Below are 16,822 nucleotides of genomic sequence, written 5' to 3'. Positions count from 1 at the left end.
TTCGTTCGGTCGGTCGTGCGGTGCCTACCGGACCGCGCATCTCGCGGTGGCACGGGCTAGCCGAGCTCTTCGTCCAGCAGCGAGAGCAGCTCTCCGGCCGAGGCCGCGCTGATCCGGTCGGCGACCTTGCCGGTCGCCGCGTCGTCCGACACCGGACGGACCCGGCCCTGGAGCTCGCCAAGAAGCTTGGACACGGCGGCCCGGTCGTCGCCCGCGAGGTCCGGCAGGGCTTCCTCCAGCCGGTTGCCCAACGCCGCGATCTCGCTCGTCAGACGCTGGACCGAGGACTCCCGGACGGTGGGCGCGCCGGGGTCGACGCACGCCATCAGGTACTCCGCGAGGGCCCGCGGATTGGGATGGTCGAAGGCGAGCGTGACGGGCAGTTTCAGCTCGGTCACCGCGGCGAGCCTGTTCCGCAGCTCGACCGCCATCAGCGAATCCAGGCCGAGGTCCCGGAACGCCGCGGTGGGTTCGACGGGCACGGCCCCGTCGTGGCCGAGGACGCGTGCGGTCTCCGCTCGAACGGCCTCGATCAGCACCGCCTCGGCGCCGGCCCGCGGCAGGGACCTGATCTGCCGGGCGAGGTCCGGGGCGGCGGTGTCGCGCTGCTCCGCACGGCCCGGGTCGGCGCCGCTCGGGGGCGGGGAACCGGTGCGGCCGCCGCGCAGCGCACCGAGCGCGGAACGGTCCAGGCGCGCCGGTACCAGTACCGGCTCGTCGCGTGAGATCGCCGTGTCGAAGAGCGCCAGGCCTTCGTGCGGCGGCATCGGCCGCACGCCCTGCCTCCGCAGGCGGGCGATGTCCGCTTCCCGCAGTCCGGCGCCGAGTTCGCTGGGGTGCTCCCAGTAGCCCCAGCACAACGCGTCGGCGACCAGGCCCTCGGCGCGCCGGCGCTCCGCCAGCCCGTTGAGGAACGCGTTGGCAGCCGCGTAGCCGGTCTGCCCAGCTGTCCCCAGCACGCTCGCGACCGAGGAGAACAGCACGAACGCGGACAGGTCCAGATGCCTGGTCAGCTCGTGCAGGTGCCAGGCGCCGCGGGCCTTCGGCGCAAGCACCGCGTCGACGCGGTCCGCGGTCTGCGCCGCCAGGACTCCGTCGTCCAGTGCGGCCGCGCAGTGGACCACGGCGGTGAGGGGATGCTCCTGCGGCACCGACGCGATCAGGGCGGCGACGGCCGCACGGTCGGTGACGTCGCAGGCGATCGTCTCCACGTGCGCGCCCGCGGCGGCCAGTTCGTCGCGGAGCCCGGCCGCCGCGGGCGCCCCCGGTCCGCGCCTGCTGGTCAGCACCAGTCGGCGGACCCTGTGGCGGTGCACGAGGTGACGGGCCAGCAGGGCGCCCAGTCCGCCGGTGCCTCCCGTGATCAGTACCGTCCCGGCGTCGAGACGGGGAGCGGCCCCGGCCGGTGCGGACCCGTGGACCGGCGTCAGCCGTGGGGTGGACACCGCTCCGTCCCGAATCCTCAGCTGGGATTCTCCCGTCCCGGCGGCGGCCGGGAGGCATGCCCACGAGGCGCTTCGGTCGTCGGTGTCCACGAGCACGAACCGGTCCGGGTTCTCTGTCTGCGCGCTGCGGACGAAGCCCCGGACCGCTGCCGCGGCGGGATCGGGCCGGGGCGTGTCGTCGTGGACCGCGTCACGGGTCACGATGACCAGGCGTGCGCCGGAGAATCGATGGTCACGGAGCCAGGCCTGGGTCCATCGCAGCACCTGGTGGAGGTTGCGCTCCGTGGTGGCGCAGGCGTCGTCACCGGCTTCCGGCCGGTCGACGAAGGCCAGGACGACCGGGGGGACCGCCCGGCCGGAGTCCGCCAGTTCATCGAGGCCGGTGACGACGGTGGCGTCGTGCCCCAGGGACGCGGCGATCTCGGAGGGAGCTCCCATCACCGCGTACCGCGCCTCGGCCGCGGCGACGGGAACGGGGTACGGCTCCCACTCCACCCGGTGCAGCAGCGACAGCCGTCCGCTGTCCACCACCGCGTCGCCCTGCTCTTCGCCGGGCACTGCCGTCACGGCGTCGACGACCGAGGGGTCCGTGGTGGTGCCGGTGCCGTGCGGGGCGTCGAACCAGTACCGCTGCCGTTGGAAGGCGTACGTCGGCAGCTCCACCCACCGGCCGTCCGTGTGCGGGAACGCCGCCTCCCACGACACGTCGAGCCCCGAGGCGAACGCCTCGCCCGCCCCTCGGTACAGCCGCGCGAGGCCGCCGTCGCCGCGGCGCAGTGAGCCCACCACCACGCCGTCGGCGTCCTCGTCGCCGTCGAGCATCTCCTGGATGTTGACGGTGAGCAGCGGGTGCGCGCTGACCTCGACGAACACGCTGCGCTCCTGGCCGAGCAGGCTCTTCAGGGTGTCCTCGAACTGGACCGGCTCTCTCAGGTTCCGGAACCAGTAGGCCGCGTCCAGCTCCGCCGTGTCGAGCAGGCCGCCGGTCACCGTCGAGTGGAACGCCACCTGTGAGGAGACCGGCGTGATCGGGGCAAGGTCCTCGGTGAGCCGGGCCTCGAACCTGTCCAGCAGCGGCGAGTGTCCGGGCACACTCGCCGGGATCCAGCGGGCGCGTACCCCCTCCGCCTCGCACGCGGCGAGCAGTTCCTCGAGCGCTGCCGTGTCACCCGAGACCGCGGTCGAGAAGGGTCCGTTGACGGCTGCGATCACGGCCCGGGACCCGAGCCGGTCCAGCAGCTGACGCACCCGGTGTTCGGCCGCCACGATCCCGGCCGTGCCGCCCTCTTCGGCCGTCGTGGCCAGCAGGCGCGACCGCAGGGCCACGATCCTGGCCGCGTCCGGCAGCGTCAGGGCGCCCGCGACGTACGCCGCGGCGATCTCGCCCTGGGAGTGTCCGACCACGGCGTCCGGCGACACGCCCAACGACCGCCACACCTGCGCCAGCGACACCATCACGGCGAACAGCACCGGCTGGACCACGTCGATGCGGTCCAGGTCCGCCGCCTTCGGGCCGCCGCGCACGGTGTCGGTCAGCGACCAGGACACCCAGGGGTCCAGGGCCTCGGCGCAGGCCCGCATCTGCTCGGCGAACACCGGGCACATCTGCCACAACTCCGCGCCCATGCCCGCCCATTGCGCCCCCTGACCCGGGAACACGAAGACCGTCCTGCCGACCGGCTTCGCGACGCCCGGGACCACACCGGCGGGGTGTCCACGGCCCTCGGCCACGGCGGTGAGGCCGGCCAGCAGCTCCTCGCGGTCCGCCCCGGTCACCACGTGCCGGTGCTCGAACAGCGAGCGCGTCCCGATCAGCGAGCGGCCGACCTGAGGGGCCGTCAGGCCGGGGTGCGTGGCGACGTGGTCCCGCAGCCGCCGGGCCTGTTGCCGCAGAGCCTCCGGCGACCGGCCGGACAGCACCCAGGGCACCACCCCTGCAGCGGGGCCCTCTGCCGGACGGGCCGAGGCGGGCTCCTCCTCGGGTGCCTGCCCGGGTGCCTGCTCAAGGACGAGGTGCGCGTTCGTGCCGCTGACCCCGAAGGACGACACTCCCGCGCGGCGGGGACGCCCCGGCACGCCGGGCCAGTCCCTGGCCTCGGTCAGCAGCCGTACGGCTCCGGAGGACCAGTCGACGTGCGGTGTCGGCCGGTCCACGTGAAGCGTTCTGGGCAGCACTCCGTGCCGCATGGCCATGATCATCTTGATTATTCCGCCGACGCCCGCCGCTGCCTGGGTGTGGCCGATGTTCGACTTCAGCGAACCCAGCCACAACGGATCGTCCATGGCCCGGTCCTGCCCGTAGGCGGCGAGCAGGGCCTCCGCCTCGATTGGGTCGCCCAGCCGTGTGCCGGTGCCGTGCGCCTCCACCGCGTCCACGTCACCGGGCGACAGCCGGGCGTCGGCCAGGGCGGCCCGGATCACGCGCCGCTGCGCCGGTTCGCTCGGCGCAGTCAGCCCGTTGGACGCCCCGTCCTGGTTGACCGCGGAGCCCCGGATCACCGCCCAGATCCGCCGCCCGTGACGCCGCGCGTCGGACAGGCGCTCCAGCACCAGCACGCCGGCCCCCTCGCCCCAGCCGGTGCCGTCGGCGGCCTCGGCGAACGACTTGCACCGTCCGTCGGCGGCCAGGCCGCGCTGCCGCGAGCCCTCCACGAACAGACCGGGGGTGGGCAGCACCGACACCCCGCCGGCGAGCGCCAGCGTGCACTCCCCCGACCGCAGGGACCGCACGGCCTGGTGGACGGCCACCAGCGACGAGGAGCACGCGGTGTCGAACGAGACGGCCGGGCCGTGCAGGCCCAGCACGTACGCCACCCTGCCCGAGGCCACGCTGGGATACGTGCCGGCGATCCGCAGGCCCTCCACCTCGGCGGCCGCCTCCTCGCCCAGCCGCGGGCCGTAGTCGACCCCGTAGATCCCCGTGAACACGCCGGTCGCCGAACCGTGCAGTCCGTCAGGCGCGATTCCCGCCCGCTCCAGCGCTTCCCACGAGATCTCCAGCATCAGCCGCTGCTGCGGGTCCATGGCCAGCGCCTCGCGCGGACTGATCCCGAAGAACGCCGCGTCGAAGTCGGCGAGCCCGGGCAGGAACCCGCCCGTGCGGAGGTAGGACTTGCCGCGCGCCAGGGGGTCCGGATCGTGGATCTCCGCCACGTCCCATCCGCGATCCCGCGGGAAGTCCCCGAGGGCGTCCACCCCGTCGGACACCACGGTCCACAGTCCTTCGGGGGATGTCGCGCCCCCGGGGAAGCGGCACGCCACGCCCACGATCGCGACGGGCTCGTGAGCGGATTCCTCCAGCTCGCGCACCCGTTCCCGCAGAGCCTGCGCATCGCTAACGGCGCGTCGCAGGTAGGACCGGAGCTTGCCGACGTCCTCCACTCATGCCTCCCTGAACGATCTGACGGACGGACCTGACGGACGAGTACGTGCTGCTGCGCGGGCCTAGGCGTATCCGCGGTCGATCAGTTCGAACAGTTCGTCGTCGCTGCGGCCTTCGGAGCCGGACCGGGCCGGCGCTTGCGGGACATCCTGGGGATCCGCGGCCTCCGGTGCGAGCAGGGAGAAGAGGTGCCGGCTGAGCTTGCGCGCGGTGGGATGGGAGAACGCGACGGTGGCCGACAGCCGCACGCCCACCGCCGCGGCGAGGCGGTTTCGAAGGCGTACGGCCATCGACGAGTCGAGGCCGAGGTCCTTGAAGGAGACGTCCGGGTCCGGCCGGACGCCCTGGTCCGGCAGATCCGCGGACCGGCTCAGCACCGCCGCCGCCTCGGCGCTCACCAGATTCAGGACGGCGCGTTCGGAGTCCAGACCGGTGGCTGCGTTGGCCGTGCCGTCGGCGTGGGGCTCCGTCAGCCAGTACCGCTGCCGCTGGAACGCGTAGGTGGGAAGTCCGATGCTGCGCGGCTGGTGGGCGGTGAACAACGGCTGCCAGTCGACCGGCACTCCGCGCACGTGGAGCTCCGCGGCCGACAGCAGGACGTCACGCAGCCCTCCGTCGCCCTTGTGCAGGGTGCCCACCACCGGCGGGGTCACCGCCAGCGAGTCGGCCGTCTGCGCCATCGCCACTTCGAGCACCGGGTGCGGGCCGACCTCGACGAACACACCGCCGCCGCGCATCAGGTCTTCCACCACGTCGCCGAAGAGCACGGTGGAGCTCAGGTTCTCGTACCAGTACGAGGCATCGAGCGCGCGGGTGTCGAGGGGTGCCCCTGTGACCGTGGAGTGGAACGCCACGGACGAGCTTTGCGGCGCGATGTCCGCGACGGCGTCGAGCAGGCGCTCACGGACCCGCTCGACGTGGCGGGAGTGGGAGGCGTAGTCCACCTTGACCCGGCGCACCCGCACCTTCTCACCGGCGGCCATCGCCGCGAACTGGTCGAGGGCCGCGCCGTCCCCGGAGATCACCACGGAGCCCGGCCCGTTGACCGCGGCCGTGGACAGCCTCCCGGACCACCGCGGCAGTCGGTCGCGCACCCAGTCGGCAGACGCGGACACCGCGCTCATTCCCCCGCCGAGACCGGTCAGTTCGGTCAGTGCCCTGCTGCGCAGGGCGACGACCTTCGCCGCGTCCTGGAGGGTGAGGCCGCCCGATACGCACGCCGCGGCGATCTCGCCCTGCGAGTGCCCCACCACCGCGTCGGGCACCACGCCCAACGACCGCCACACCTGCGCCAGCGACACCATCACGGCGAACAGCGCCGGCTGCACCACGTCCACCCGGTCCAGCGAGGCGGCCGGTTCCGCGCCGGTCACGACGTCGATCAGCGACCAGTCCGTCCAGGGCGCCAGCGCCCGGGCGCACTCGTCGATCCGCCGGGCGAAGACCTCGGACTGTGCGTACAACTGCCGTCCCATGCCCACCCATTGGGACCCCTGCCCGGGGAACACGAAGACGACCGGACCGGTCCGCTCCGCGGCCGTCCCTCGTACCGACCGCGCCGCGTCCCCGCCTGCCGCGAGGGCATCGAGTGCGGCCAGGGATTCGGCCCGGCCGTCGCCCAGTACCACTGCGCGGTGCGCAAAGTGTGTCCGTGTGGTCAGCAGCGAATGTCCCACGTCGGCGGCGGACAGGGCGGTGTCCGCGGCCAGGTGGTCCCGCAGCCGCGCCGCCTGTTCCCGCAGCGCGGGCCCGGACCGCGCCGACAGCACCCACGGCAGTACTCCCGAGCCCGCGGCGACGGCCCCTCGACCGTGCGCGGCACCGGGAGCCGCCTGCTCCTCCGGGGCCTGTTCGAGGATCACATGCGCGTAGGTGCCGCCCATGCCGAAGGACGACACCCCGGCCCGTCTCGGCCGGCCGGGCGTGCTCGGCCAGGGCCGCGCCGCTCGCGGTACCTCGAAGTCCTCGTGGAAGTCCGGGACCGAGGGGTGGGGCGACCGGTGGTTCAGGCTCGGGACCAGCCGGCCGTGCTCCACGCAGAGCGCCGCCTTCACCAGCCCGACGATGCCCGCCGCGGGCTCCAGGTGACCGACGTTCGTCTTCACCGAACCGACCACCAGGGGGCGGCTCCTGCCGGTCCGCCGGGACACCGTGCGCAGGCCGGACAGCTCGGCGGGATCGCCGCGCCGGGTGCCGGTGCCATGTGCCTCGACGTATCCGACTCCGTCGAACGGCACGTCGGTGCTCTCCAACGCGGCCAGCACGGTCGCCGCCTGTGCCTCGGGGCTGGGGTCAGGCATCCGGGAGGCGGCGCCGCCGCTGCCGATGCTCCAGCCGCGCACCACGGCGTGGATGCGGTCGTGATCGGCGACCGCAAGGTCACGGCGTTTGAGGACGACGAAGGCTCCGCCCTCCCCGCGGGCGAAACCGTTGGCCCGTTCGTCGAAGATGAAGCAGCGCCCGTCGGGCGAGAGGACTCCCAGGTTCGCCAGGCCGAGTCCGGATTCCGGGTCGGCGATGAGGTGCACGCCGCCCGCGATCGCCATGTCGACCGCGCCGCTCCTGATCCGGTCGCAGGCCAGCGCCAGGGCGACGAGCGAGGAGGACTGGCCGGAGTCCGCGCAGAAGCTCATGCCGCGGACGTCGAACAGGTTCGAGATCCGGTTCGCGATCAGCGCTCCGCTCGATCCGAGCGCGGAGTAGTGGTCGTCCCGGTCGCTGCCGGACAGCTTGCGCAGCAGTTCGTACCCGGAGGGTGCGCCGGCGACCACCACGTCGACCCCGCGGCCCGCGAGCGCGGCCGCCGGCACGCGGGCGTCCTCGACGGCCTCCCAGGCGAGTTCGAGGCCCAGTCGCTGGACGGGATCCATGGCGACGGCCTCCGCCGGAGGGATGCCGAAGAAGTCCGCGTCGAACAGGTCGACGGAGTCGAAGAACGAACCCGCGTTCACCGTGGCCGCGTCCGGGTGGGACGGGGGCCGCACGTCGACGGCCCGCTGCTCGGGAAAGACGCCGACGGTCGACTTCCCGTCGAGCAGGAGCCGCCAGAACTCCTCCAGGTTCCGCACGCCCGGAAAACGGCACGACATCCCGACCACTGCGATGTCAGCGGCTGTGCTCCTCATGCTGCCCCTTTCCGGCCTCTTCGGCTGACGGCGGTCCCACGGCACTCACCGCCAGCAGGTCACCAACTCCTGCAGTTCGCGCGGGGCGTTCATGAAGTCGTGGTGGCCGCCGTCGATGACGTGGAACTGCACGGTGTCCGAGTACTGCCGCCAGCCCTGGAGCTGGTCGAGGCTCACTTCCGGGTCGTCGCGCCAGTGCAGGACGACGAGGGGACAGCCCAGCGGGACCGGTTCCGTCCGCCGGTACTCCCGCGCGGCGGCGAGGTCCTTCAGAAGTACGGCCAGCCCCACGTCGACGATGTCCGGCCGCGGGTCGATGCCCCGGCTGCGGACGACCTCTTCCAGCTCGCCGCGCAGTTCGGCCTCGGTCATGCTCAGCATCCGGTCACGGGGGCCGTCGTGCGGCGGCGCCTGGCCCGACACGACGAAACAGTCCGGCTGCGGCAGCCCGAGTCCGGGGAGCAGGGCCGCGGTCTCCAGCGCGTGCAGCGCGCCCGCGCAGTGTCCGAAGAGCGCGAACGGCCGGTCGAGCCGTGGCCGCAGGGCCTCGGCCAGTTCGGCCGCGAGTTTCTCGTAGGTGCCGTAGTGGGGCTCGCCGAGCCGGTTCTCACGGCCGGGGAACTGGAGCGGGCAGATCTCGGTGCCGGCGATCGACGCGGGCCAGGCGCTGAAGGCCGAGGCTCCGCTCCCGGAGTAGGGGAAGCAGAAGATCCGGGCGGGCCGGTCGGCGGAGTGCGGCCGGGCGAACCACGGTGACGCGGCGGTGGCGGGGCCAGGGGTCATGCGGTGGTCCGTTCCCGGGCGACGATGGGGAGATGGGTCATCCCCGCGATGAAGAACGACCGCAGGTGCCGGGGTTCGCCGGCGAGGTCGACCGATGCGAACCGGACGAGCAGTTCCTCGAAGAAGATCCGCAGGGTCATACGGGCGAGCGGCGCGCCGATGCAGTAGTGCGGTCCGAACCCGAAGGCGACGTGACGGTTCGGGGTCCGTGTGACGTCGAACCGGTGGGGGTCGGGGAAGTGGGCGTCGTCCCGGTTCGCGGACCCGATCCACGCGACGACCGCGCCGCCCGCGGGGACGGTGCCCGCGCCGATCCGGGTCTCCCCCGTCGCGTACCGCATGAAGTTGCAGGCGGGCGAGGTCCAGCGCAGCCCCTCCTCGACCAGCTGCGGAACCAGTGAGGGGTCGGCCTGCGCCTTCGCGAACTGCTCGGGGTGTTCGATGAGCGCGAGCACCGTGCCCGCCACGGTGTGCGGCGTCGTGACGTTGGCGCCGAGGAGGATGCTGTAGCCGTCGTAGGCGATCTCCTCGTCCGTCAGCGGGGCATCGCCCGCCCGCACGCTCATCAGGTGGTCGAGCAGGCTGCCGTCCTCGCCTCCGGCCGATCGCCGTCGCCCGACCCAGTCGGTGACATAGGCGAGCAGCTCGTGGTGGGAGATGGCGAGCGTCGCGGCTTCGCTGCCGTGCCGGAAGTGCGGGTCCGAGGGGGCCGTCACCATCGCGGTCAGCTGCACGAGTTCGTCCCAGTCCCGCTCTGGTATCCCCAGCAGGGGTCCCGTGACGATCGCCGGGAGACGCAGGGCCTGCTCGGCCAGGTCCCAGGGGTCCCCGGCGAGCGCCGGTTCGAGGAAGCGGACGACGGCGCGCCGGATGCGCCCCTCCCAGGAGGCCACGGCGCGCCCGGTGAGTCTGCTGCCGATCGCCCGGCGGACCTGGGTGTGCCGGGGCGGGTCGGTGGACGTCATCAGCAGGCCGGAGGCCACGTCGTCCTGCCCGAGGTGGGTGACGACGGTGCCGCGCTCCGAGGTGAACTCCCGGTGGTCCCCGAGGACGCGGCAGACGTCGTCGTGGCGGGTCACCGACCAGAACTCCCGTCCGTCGGGCAGGAGCTGATGGTGCAGGGGCGCCTCGGCGCGCATCATGTCCCAGACCGGGTGCGGGTCGCCCGTTTCGTAGAGGTCCAGGTCGAACAGGTTCACACCGTCGAGGCCGGTGACCGGACCGGAGCCCGGTGTCAACCTCACGTGAGCGCCCTTCCCTGCGCGACAAGACCGGCGACACGGGCCGGCGTCTGCGCCAAGTAGAAGGCGCGCACCGAAAGTTCGACGCCGTAGTCCTGGGAAACCCGGTCGATGATCTTGATTCCGATCAGTGAATTGCCGCCGAGGGCGAAGAAGTCGTCCTCCGCTCCGACCTCGCCGCCGTTGAGGTATTCGCCCCATAGCTCAGCGATCTCCTGAACGAGGCCCACCGGCGCGCTCGAAGGCTCGGCGCGTGATTGTGACGCCTCGTCCCGGCCACCTTGCCGGTGGTCCTGCGGCCCCCATTCCATTGCCAGCCTTCCCTTTTCCGCTGTCCCGCCAGCGGGGCAGCACGGACCTCTTGCCGGGGGTCGGTTGTCCCGCCGACAGGACAGGTGTGACTCGTCCGATCCTGCACCGGCCGGCGCATCGATGTCATGGGCCGCACCGACCGGATCGCGGAACGCGACGGCCATAACGCGTCACCGGGGGCGGGCGCGGCCATTGCCGTTGCCAAGGAATCTTTCGCAGAAATACCGTGACGGCTCAGAGCCACGCCCGGCAGCTGGCGGGCGCGTAAACCATCATTCCGTTGAAGGGGATTTCGTTGCTGAAGTCGCAACGGCTCGCGGTGCTGCCCATCAACTCGTACGACCTGGATTCCGAGCTGTCCGTCGTGGACCGCCACGAATACGAGGGCGAGTACGACGCCCTCACTTTCGGGGCGTGGTCGTGCCATGTTCTGGCCAACGGCAGCGGCGTCAAGTCCGACATCGCCTTCCGGCCCCACAGCGACCGTCTCACCCTCACCGAGCTCGGCAGACAGCTGCCGAACATCATGTCCGTGGTGAGCAACCACTTCTCCCTGGACCGACTGCAGTGGGTGCGCGTCTTCAGTCTCCGTGACGGCGCGATGGCTCCGCACGTCGACTTCCTGGAGTTCGAGGAGCCGGGCACACGGGTGCAGATTCCGCTGCGGACGACCGAGGAATCGCTGCATTCCGAGAACGCGACGGTCTATCACCTGCGGCGCGGCGAGGTGTGGAAGATACACACCACCGACCCGCATTCGGCGGGCAGCACATCCGACATCGCCCGGCTGTCTCTCTGCCTCGACTTCGCGGACGCGGACGAGCCGGTCGAGATGCGCGGTGACGTTCCTCCGACCGAGCCGATCCGCATCATCGACCGGCCCGAACCGACGGCGGCCGAACTCGAAGAGCTCATGGAATCCTGCCGGAACCTGACCCCCGCGAACATGCGGTCGGGATTCCGCCGATTCGCCGACCTCCACTTCAAGCGGCACTCACACGCCGCCACCGTCTTCGACTGGTACGTCGAGGCGGCTCGGCGGTCGGGAGACGACGAAGTCGTCGCGAAGGCCGAGGCTTTCCGCACGTACTGCATCGAGAAGCGGAGCCAAGGGGAGACGTTCGAGTGGTGATGAGCCCACGGGCCTGCCTCTTCCGCCGTTCCCTTTTCGTGCGCCGCGCAGGCCGCTAGAAGCCGGCGGGCAGGGGCGCCGTGGCGGCCGCACGAAATTGTTTCGTTCGGCAAGCACCTGGCACAGAAAAAGGAGCTGGCGCATGACTGGACTTGGCGAAGGCGTTCTGGAGAAGGCCTCGGCGGAGTACGACGAACAGGGCTTCTCGATCATCCGCAACGTGGTGCCACCGGAGGTCCTGGAGGAGGCGCGGGCCCACGTCGAGTGGCTGACGCGGAAGTATCCCGACCTGCGCCCCGAACACTTCCACCACCCCCTGATCCGCAACGACGCCTTCTGGGCCCGCCTGGTCTCCGACCGCCGTCTGGTGGACATCGCGGAGTTCTTCCTCGGCCCGGGCCTCGCCTGCTTCACCGCCCACTACATCTGCAAGCCTCCCTACGACGGCCAGCCGGTGCTGTGGCACCAGGACGGCGCGTACTGGGCGCTCGAGCCGATGGAGGCGCTGACGGTGTGGCTGGCCATCGACGAGAGCACCACGGAGAACGGCTGCCTGCGGATGATTCCCGGCAGCCATCAACTGCCGCTGCACCAGCCGTCGGCCCGCACCGACAAGCCCAACATGCTGTTCTCCACCTCCGACGAGGAGCTGGTGCGGGAGTGGGCGGACAAGTGCGGGGTCGTGGACGTCGAGCTCCAGCCGGGTGACGTCTCGATCCACCACCCCCACCTGCTGCACTGCTCGGAGGCAAACACCTCCGCCAAGCGGCGGTGCGGACTCGACATCGGCTACATCTCGACGGCCACGCGCATCTACAGCGAGGGGATCTACCTCGATCCGCTGCTCGTGCGCGGCACCGACACCGCCGGCCTCAACAGCTACCGCAGGTTTCCCGCCTATCAGGAGGGCGAGACGATCCCCTTCGTCGGCCAGGAGGAGTGGAACCAGAAGGTGGCCGCGCTCAACGAGGCACTCCCGGCCCGGGGTCTTCCCGAGGAGAGCCCGATCGAGTCCACCCGGCACATGATCGACCGGCTGCGCGAAGGCACCGTCAAGAGCTGAGCCCCGCCGCGCTGACGTCGGCCTTCACGCCCCGGTCGGGGTCGTGAAGGCCGACGTTGTCGTACGGGGTGAGTGGTGGGTGCGGGTGTCGAGCTGGTCGCCCCGCCGGGCGAGGCCCGGCGGGGCGAAGTGATCTTTACAGGCGCACCGGGAACGAGGTGAGCAGCCGGGCGCCGCCGGGGATGACCTCCCGGTACTGCAACGCGCTGCGCCGCACGGCGAGTTCCAGGCCGTCACGCTGGAGCAGCAGATGGTCGAGGGCCACCTCGCCCTCGAGGTTGGACAGTGCCGCGCCGATGCAGCGGTGCGGCCCCGACCCGAAGGAGAGGTGGCCCTCGCCCCGTTTCGGGACCCGTTCCACGTCGCACTGTTCGGGCCGGGGGAAGTGGCGCGGGTCGAAGTTGGCGGAGTGGAGGGAGCCCGTCAGGGCGTCGCCCTTGCAGATCGGGACCCCGCCGACCTCCATGTCCTCGGTCGCGTACCGCGGGCCGGCGTTCGGGATGGAGGGCACCACCCGCATCAGTTCGTCCATGGCGTGGGGCAGCAGCTCGGGTCGCGCACGCAGCAGGGCCAGTTGATCCGGGTTGTCCTGCAGCAGCAGGATCGCGTTGAGGATGAAGTCGTTCATGGCGTGATATCCGGCGTTCACCAGATTCACCACCAGGGAGGTGATGTCGGCTTCGCTGAGCAGGCCACCGCCCTGGTCCACCGCGCTCACCAGGGTGGAGATCATGTCGTCCGCCGGTTCGGCCCGGCGCCGCTCGATGAGCCCCTTGGTGTACGTGCACAAGCCCTGGAGGCTGGTGGTGAAGTCGGCGTCGGCGTTGGCGTACTCGCCCATCCACTTCCGGATCTGGGGCTGGTCGGCCTTGTCCATCCCGATGAGCTCGCAGATGACCCCGCTGGTCAGGGGGGCGGCGTACTCGTGGAGCAGATCACCGGATCCCTTCCGGACCAGCGCGTCGAGCAGCTCCGCGGACATCTCCTCGATCCCCGGCCGCAGCGCCTTGAGGCGCCGCATGGTGAACGCCGGCGCGAGCACGCGCCGCAGCCGTGCGTGGTCCTTGCCGTCCTCGAGGGCCAGATTCGCCCCGAAGGAGTCGCGCAGTTCGTCCGAGAGGTCGAGGGAGGAGAGCATCAGTTCCGTGATGCTGGGGCCTTCATGGCCGGGCACCTTGCTGGCGTCCACGACGAAGCGCGGGTCGCTCAGCACGGACTTGATCTCCTCGCTACGCGTCATCAGCCACACCCGCTGCCCGCCGGGATATCCGACGCGTACGAGTGGTGAGCGCTCCCGCAAGCGGGCCAGGGACCCCACGGGATCGTCCTCGAACTCGGGGGCCAGCAGGCTGACGATCGGCTTGTCCGTTTCCCTCACCCCCTTGTCATGAGCGTGAGGGCGGGACTCCGTCATGCGTCCACTTCCTTTCGTGGGGCGGGCGGTGAGGTCAGCGCCCGCCGGCGGTTTGTGCCCCGATCAGTTCGAGGATCTCCGGAGCCCTGTCGACCAGATACATGTGGTCACCCGGGAACTCGGCGTAGCCGAACTCCCCCGTGGTCGCCTTCTGCCACTCCTGCGCCTCGTCCGCGTCCACGAGGCCGTCGGAGCTTCCGCGCAGCGAGCAGACCGGGACCGACAGGAGTTCGTCGCTGCTCGGAACGTAGTTCTCGTGCATCTCGCAGTCGGCCCGCAGTGTGGGGAGGATCAGTTCCCGCATCTCGGGGTGGTCCAGGGCTTCGTGTCTGAAGCCCGCGAACTCCTCGACCCGGGCGAGGAACTCGTCCTCCGGCAGTCCCGTCGCCCGTCTCTCCCGCTGCGTCCACGGCCCCGGCGAACCGCTGACGACCAGCCGTTCGACGGGGACATGGCGGGCCTTCAGCAGATGGGCGAGCTCGTAGGCGAGCACGGCTCCCAGGCTGTGGCCGAACAGGACGACCCGTTCGCTCCCGCCGACGCCGGTGACGACGTCGTCGACACAGTCCTCGGCCGCCTCGGACACGTTCCGGTGCGGCGTTTCCAGGATGCGGCGCTCCCTGCCGGGGAGTTCGACAGGGACCACGTGCCACCGGCCGCCGGAGAGTGCCCGCCAGGGGTGGAAGAACGAGGGTCCTGCCCCCGCGAACGGCACGCACACCAGCGCGGTCCCGCTCTGGCCCGCGGCGGCCGTTCCGGAACTTTCCGTCACGTCGAGCACTCCCGTCGTCAGTCCAGCCGGCCGGCGATGACCCGCATGATCTGGCCGGCGGCCTTGGGCATGTGCAAGTACTCGTGCGAGGCGTCCACGTCGAATTCCTCGATCGAGCCGAGGACGTGCTGTTTCCAGTGGAGGGCGTACGAGCCCCAGTCCCGGCCCAGTTTCGCGTGGAAGTAGAGCATGTCTCCGCCGTAGACCGGGGAGTCGTAGTCCTTCATGAGGGCACGGTTGTTGGCGCCCACCTTCCCCATGGTGTCCAGCAGGTGGTCCAGGTTTCCGGTGTTCATGAACTCCCCGAGGAACTCCGCGACTTCCTTGCGGAAGGCGTTCTCCTCCCTGCCGGACAGTTCCTTGAAGCCGCTCGACGGCATGGCGTCCAGGACCGCCATGAGGGCGACCTGGTGCCCCTGGCGCTCCAGGGCCTCCGCGAGGGCGTGCACGATCGGGCCGCCGAAGGACCAGCCGATCAGGTTGTAGGGCCCCTCCGGCTGGGTCGCGCGTATCTGGGCCAGGTAGTCGTCGACCATCTCCTGAACGGATCCCGCCAGCGGGTCGGTGTCGTTCCACCCCCGGGACTGCAGGGCGTAGGCCGCCCGGTCCCGTACGTACGGCGCGAAGGCGAAGAACACCCAGCCGAGACCGCCGCCGCCGTGCACGAACCACACCGGGGACTTTCCGGTCCCGGGGTCGTCGTGCAGGGGCAGCACCACCGCATAGGGATCGACGTCCTCGGTGGGGATGCCGCCGGTGAGCACGAGCGCGGCCAGTTCGGCCACGGTGGGGTACCGGACGATGGTCCGCACCGGCATGTCGACCCCGAACTGCTTGCGGATGCGGGCGCTGAGCCGGGTGGCCATGAGAGAGTGCCCGCCGAGCACGAAGAAGTCGTCGTCGATGCCGACTTTCTCCACTCCCAGCAGCTCGCCGAAGAGGGCGCAGAGCTTCTCCTCGTGGGCGTTGCGCGGCTCCCCGCTGTCCGGGAGGGTCTCGTACTCCGAGGGGAGCGCGTTCCGGTCGAGTTTGCCGGCCGGGGTCAGCGGGAGCTCCGCCAGGGAAACCACAACCGCCGGCGCCATGTAGTCCGGGAGCCTCCCCCGTACGTACTCGGGCAGCTCGGCGGCGTCGAGGTCGGCACCCTGGTCAGGCACCACATACCCCACCAGGCGCTTGTCGCCGTGCTCGTTCTCCCGCACGATGACAGCCGCCTGCGCCACATCCGGATGTCCGGTCAACACCTGCTCGATCTCGCTCAACTCGATGCGCTGGCCGCGGAGTTTGACCTGGAAGTCGGTCCGCCCGATGTACTCGACCTGGCCGTCCTTGGTCCACCGCGCCACGTCCCCGGTCCGGTACATGCGCCCGCCGGGCTCGCCGTGGGGGCAGGCCACGAACCGGTCCGCCGTCAGTTCGGGGTGTCCCAGGTACCCGCGCGCCAGGCACACACCGGCCAGGTACAACTCGCCGTTGACACCGGGCGGGACGGGTCGCAGTGCCGCGTCCAGGACGTAGACCTGGGTGTTCCAGATGGGCCTGCCGATGGGCAGCCGGTCCGCGCCCGGCACATACCGGGAACCGGTGACCTCGACCGTCGCCTCGGTGGGGCCGTAGAGGTTGTGGACCTCACACCCGGGCAGCAGCTCGACGACGCTGTTGGCCAGCGCGGGAAGGAACGCCTCGCCGGCGACCTCGATCCACCGCAGACTGCTGCACTGCCGCGCCGCCGGCTCGGCCACGAACGCCTCCAGGAGCGAGGGCACGAAGAACGCGCCCGTGACCCCCTCCCGCCGGATCAACTCCGCCAAATACCCTGGATCCCGCCGCCCGTCCGGCCGCGCCACCACCACCGCCCCGCCCACCTGCAGCAAAGCGAACAACTCCGGCACCGACGCGTCGAACCCAGCCGTGGTACTCAACAGCATCCGGTCCTCGGCCGTCACCGCGAAATGCGACAACCCCCACCGGATCCGGTTCATGATCGACCGGTGCGACACCTGCACACCCTTGGGCCCACCCGTCGAACCAGACGTGTACATCACATACGCCGCACTCTCCGGCCACAGCGTCCGCGCGGGATCCGTCACCGGATACTCCGCCGTGTCCGGAAGATCCTCACCCAGCACCAGCAACGGCCGGGCACCCTCCGT

9 protein-coding genes and 1 pseudogene are annotated in these 16,822 nt (G+C 71.2%); 2 read left to right on the top strand and 8 right to left on the bottom strand.

Annotation, left to right across the window (positions count from 1 at the left end):
• Positions 1 to 56: 56 nt before the first annotated feature.
• The 5 genes and pseudogenes from ABT063_RS44930 to ABT063_RS44910 all read right to left on the bottom strand — a co-directional run.
• Positions 57 to 4,811 (bottom strand): annotated as a pseudogene (locus ABT063_RS44930) (type I polyketide synthase); the annotation flags it as partial.
• A 78-nt stretch (positions 4,812 to 4,889) separates the two neighbouring features.
• A complete protein-coding gene (locus tag ABT063_RS44925) occupies positions 4,890 to 7,952 on the bottom strand; it encodes a type I polyketide synthase (protein WP_351066847.1) in 3,063 nt (1,020 codons plus the stop codon).
• A 45-nt stretch (positions 7,953 to 7,997) separates the two neighbouring features.
• The gene (locus ABT063_RS44920; protein ID WP_351066846.1) at positions 7,998 to 8,735 is read right to left on the bottom strand and encodes a thioesterase II family protein; all 738 of its coding nucleotides are present in this window, start codon (positions 8,733 to 8,735) and stop codon (positions 7,998 to 8,000) included.
• A complete protein-coding gene (locus ABT063_RS44915; RefSeq protein ID WP_351066845.1) occupies positions 8,732 to 9,979 on the bottom strand; it encodes a cytochrome P450 in 1,248 nt (415 codons plus the stop codon). The genes ABT063_RS44920 and ABT063_RS44915 overlap by 4 nt, the downstream gene beginning before the upstream one ends.
• On the bottom strand, positions 9,976 to 10,287 hold the full coding sequence (locus tag ABT063_RS44910; RefSeq protein WP_351066843.1) for a phosphopantetheine-binding protein: 312 nt from the start codon (positions 10,285 to 10,287) through the stop codon (positions 9,976 to 9,978). Before ABT063_RS44910 ends, ABT063_RS44915 begins: the two co-directional genes overlap by 4 nt.
• Positions 10,288 to 10,583: 296 nt before the next feature.
• On the opposite strand from ABT063_RS44910, the gene ABT063_RS44905 reads away from it, so the two are divergent.
• Both ABT063_RS44905 and ABT063_RS44900 read left to right on the top strand, forming a co-directional pair.
• Positions 10,584 to 11,420, top strand: a complete 837-nt coding sequence (locus ABT063_RS44905) for a putative nonproteinogenic amino acid hydroxylase (RefSeq protein WP_351066842.1) — start codon at positions 10,584 to 10,586, stop codon at positions 11,418 to 11,420.
• A gap of 142 nt (positions 11,421 to 11,562) precedes the next feature.
• Positions 11,563 to 12,483: a phytanoyl-CoA dioxygenase family protein gene (locus tag ABT063_RS44900; protein WP_351066841.1), complete on the top strand. Its 921-nt coding sequence runs from the start codon at positions 11,563 to 11,565 to the stop codon at positions 12,481 to 12,483.
• A gap of 136 nt (positions 12,484 to 12,619) precedes the next feature.
• Here ABT063_RS44900 and ABT063_RS44895 read toward each other — a convergent pair whose 3' ends face one another.
• The 3 genes from ABT063_RS44895 to ABT063_RS44885 form a co-directional block, all read right to left on the bottom strand.
• Positions 12,620 to 13,897: a cytochrome P450 gene (locus tag ABT063_RS44895; RefSeq protein WP_351066839.1), complete on the bottom strand. Its 1,278-nt coding sequence runs from the start codon at positions 13,895 to 13,897 to the stop codon at positions 12,620 to 12,622.
• A 34-nt stretch (positions 13,898 to 13,931) separates the two neighbouring features.
• Positions 13,932 to 14,669: a thioesterase II family protein gene (locus tag ABT063_RS44890; protein WP_351066837.1), complete on the bottom strand. Its 738-nt coding sequence runs from the start codon at positions 14,667 to 14,669 to the stop codon at positions 13,932 to 13,934.
• A 17-nt stretch (positions 14,670 to 14,686) separates the two neighbouring features.
• Positions 14,687 to 16,822, bottom strand: a 2,136-nt coding sequence (locus ABT063_RS44885) for an amino acid adenylation domain-containing protein (protein ID WP_351066836.1), incomplete at its 5' end; no start/stop codon positions are given.

Origin of the sequence: Streptomyces sp. NPDC002838 (assembly GCF_040295365.1) — a bacterium.
Taxonomy (GTDB): Bacteria; Actinomycetota; Actinomycetes; order Streptomycetales; family Streptomycetaceae; genus Streptomyces.
Note: the sequence above shows the minus strand (reverse complement) of the source record. Positions and strands in the feature narration are given on the sequence as shown.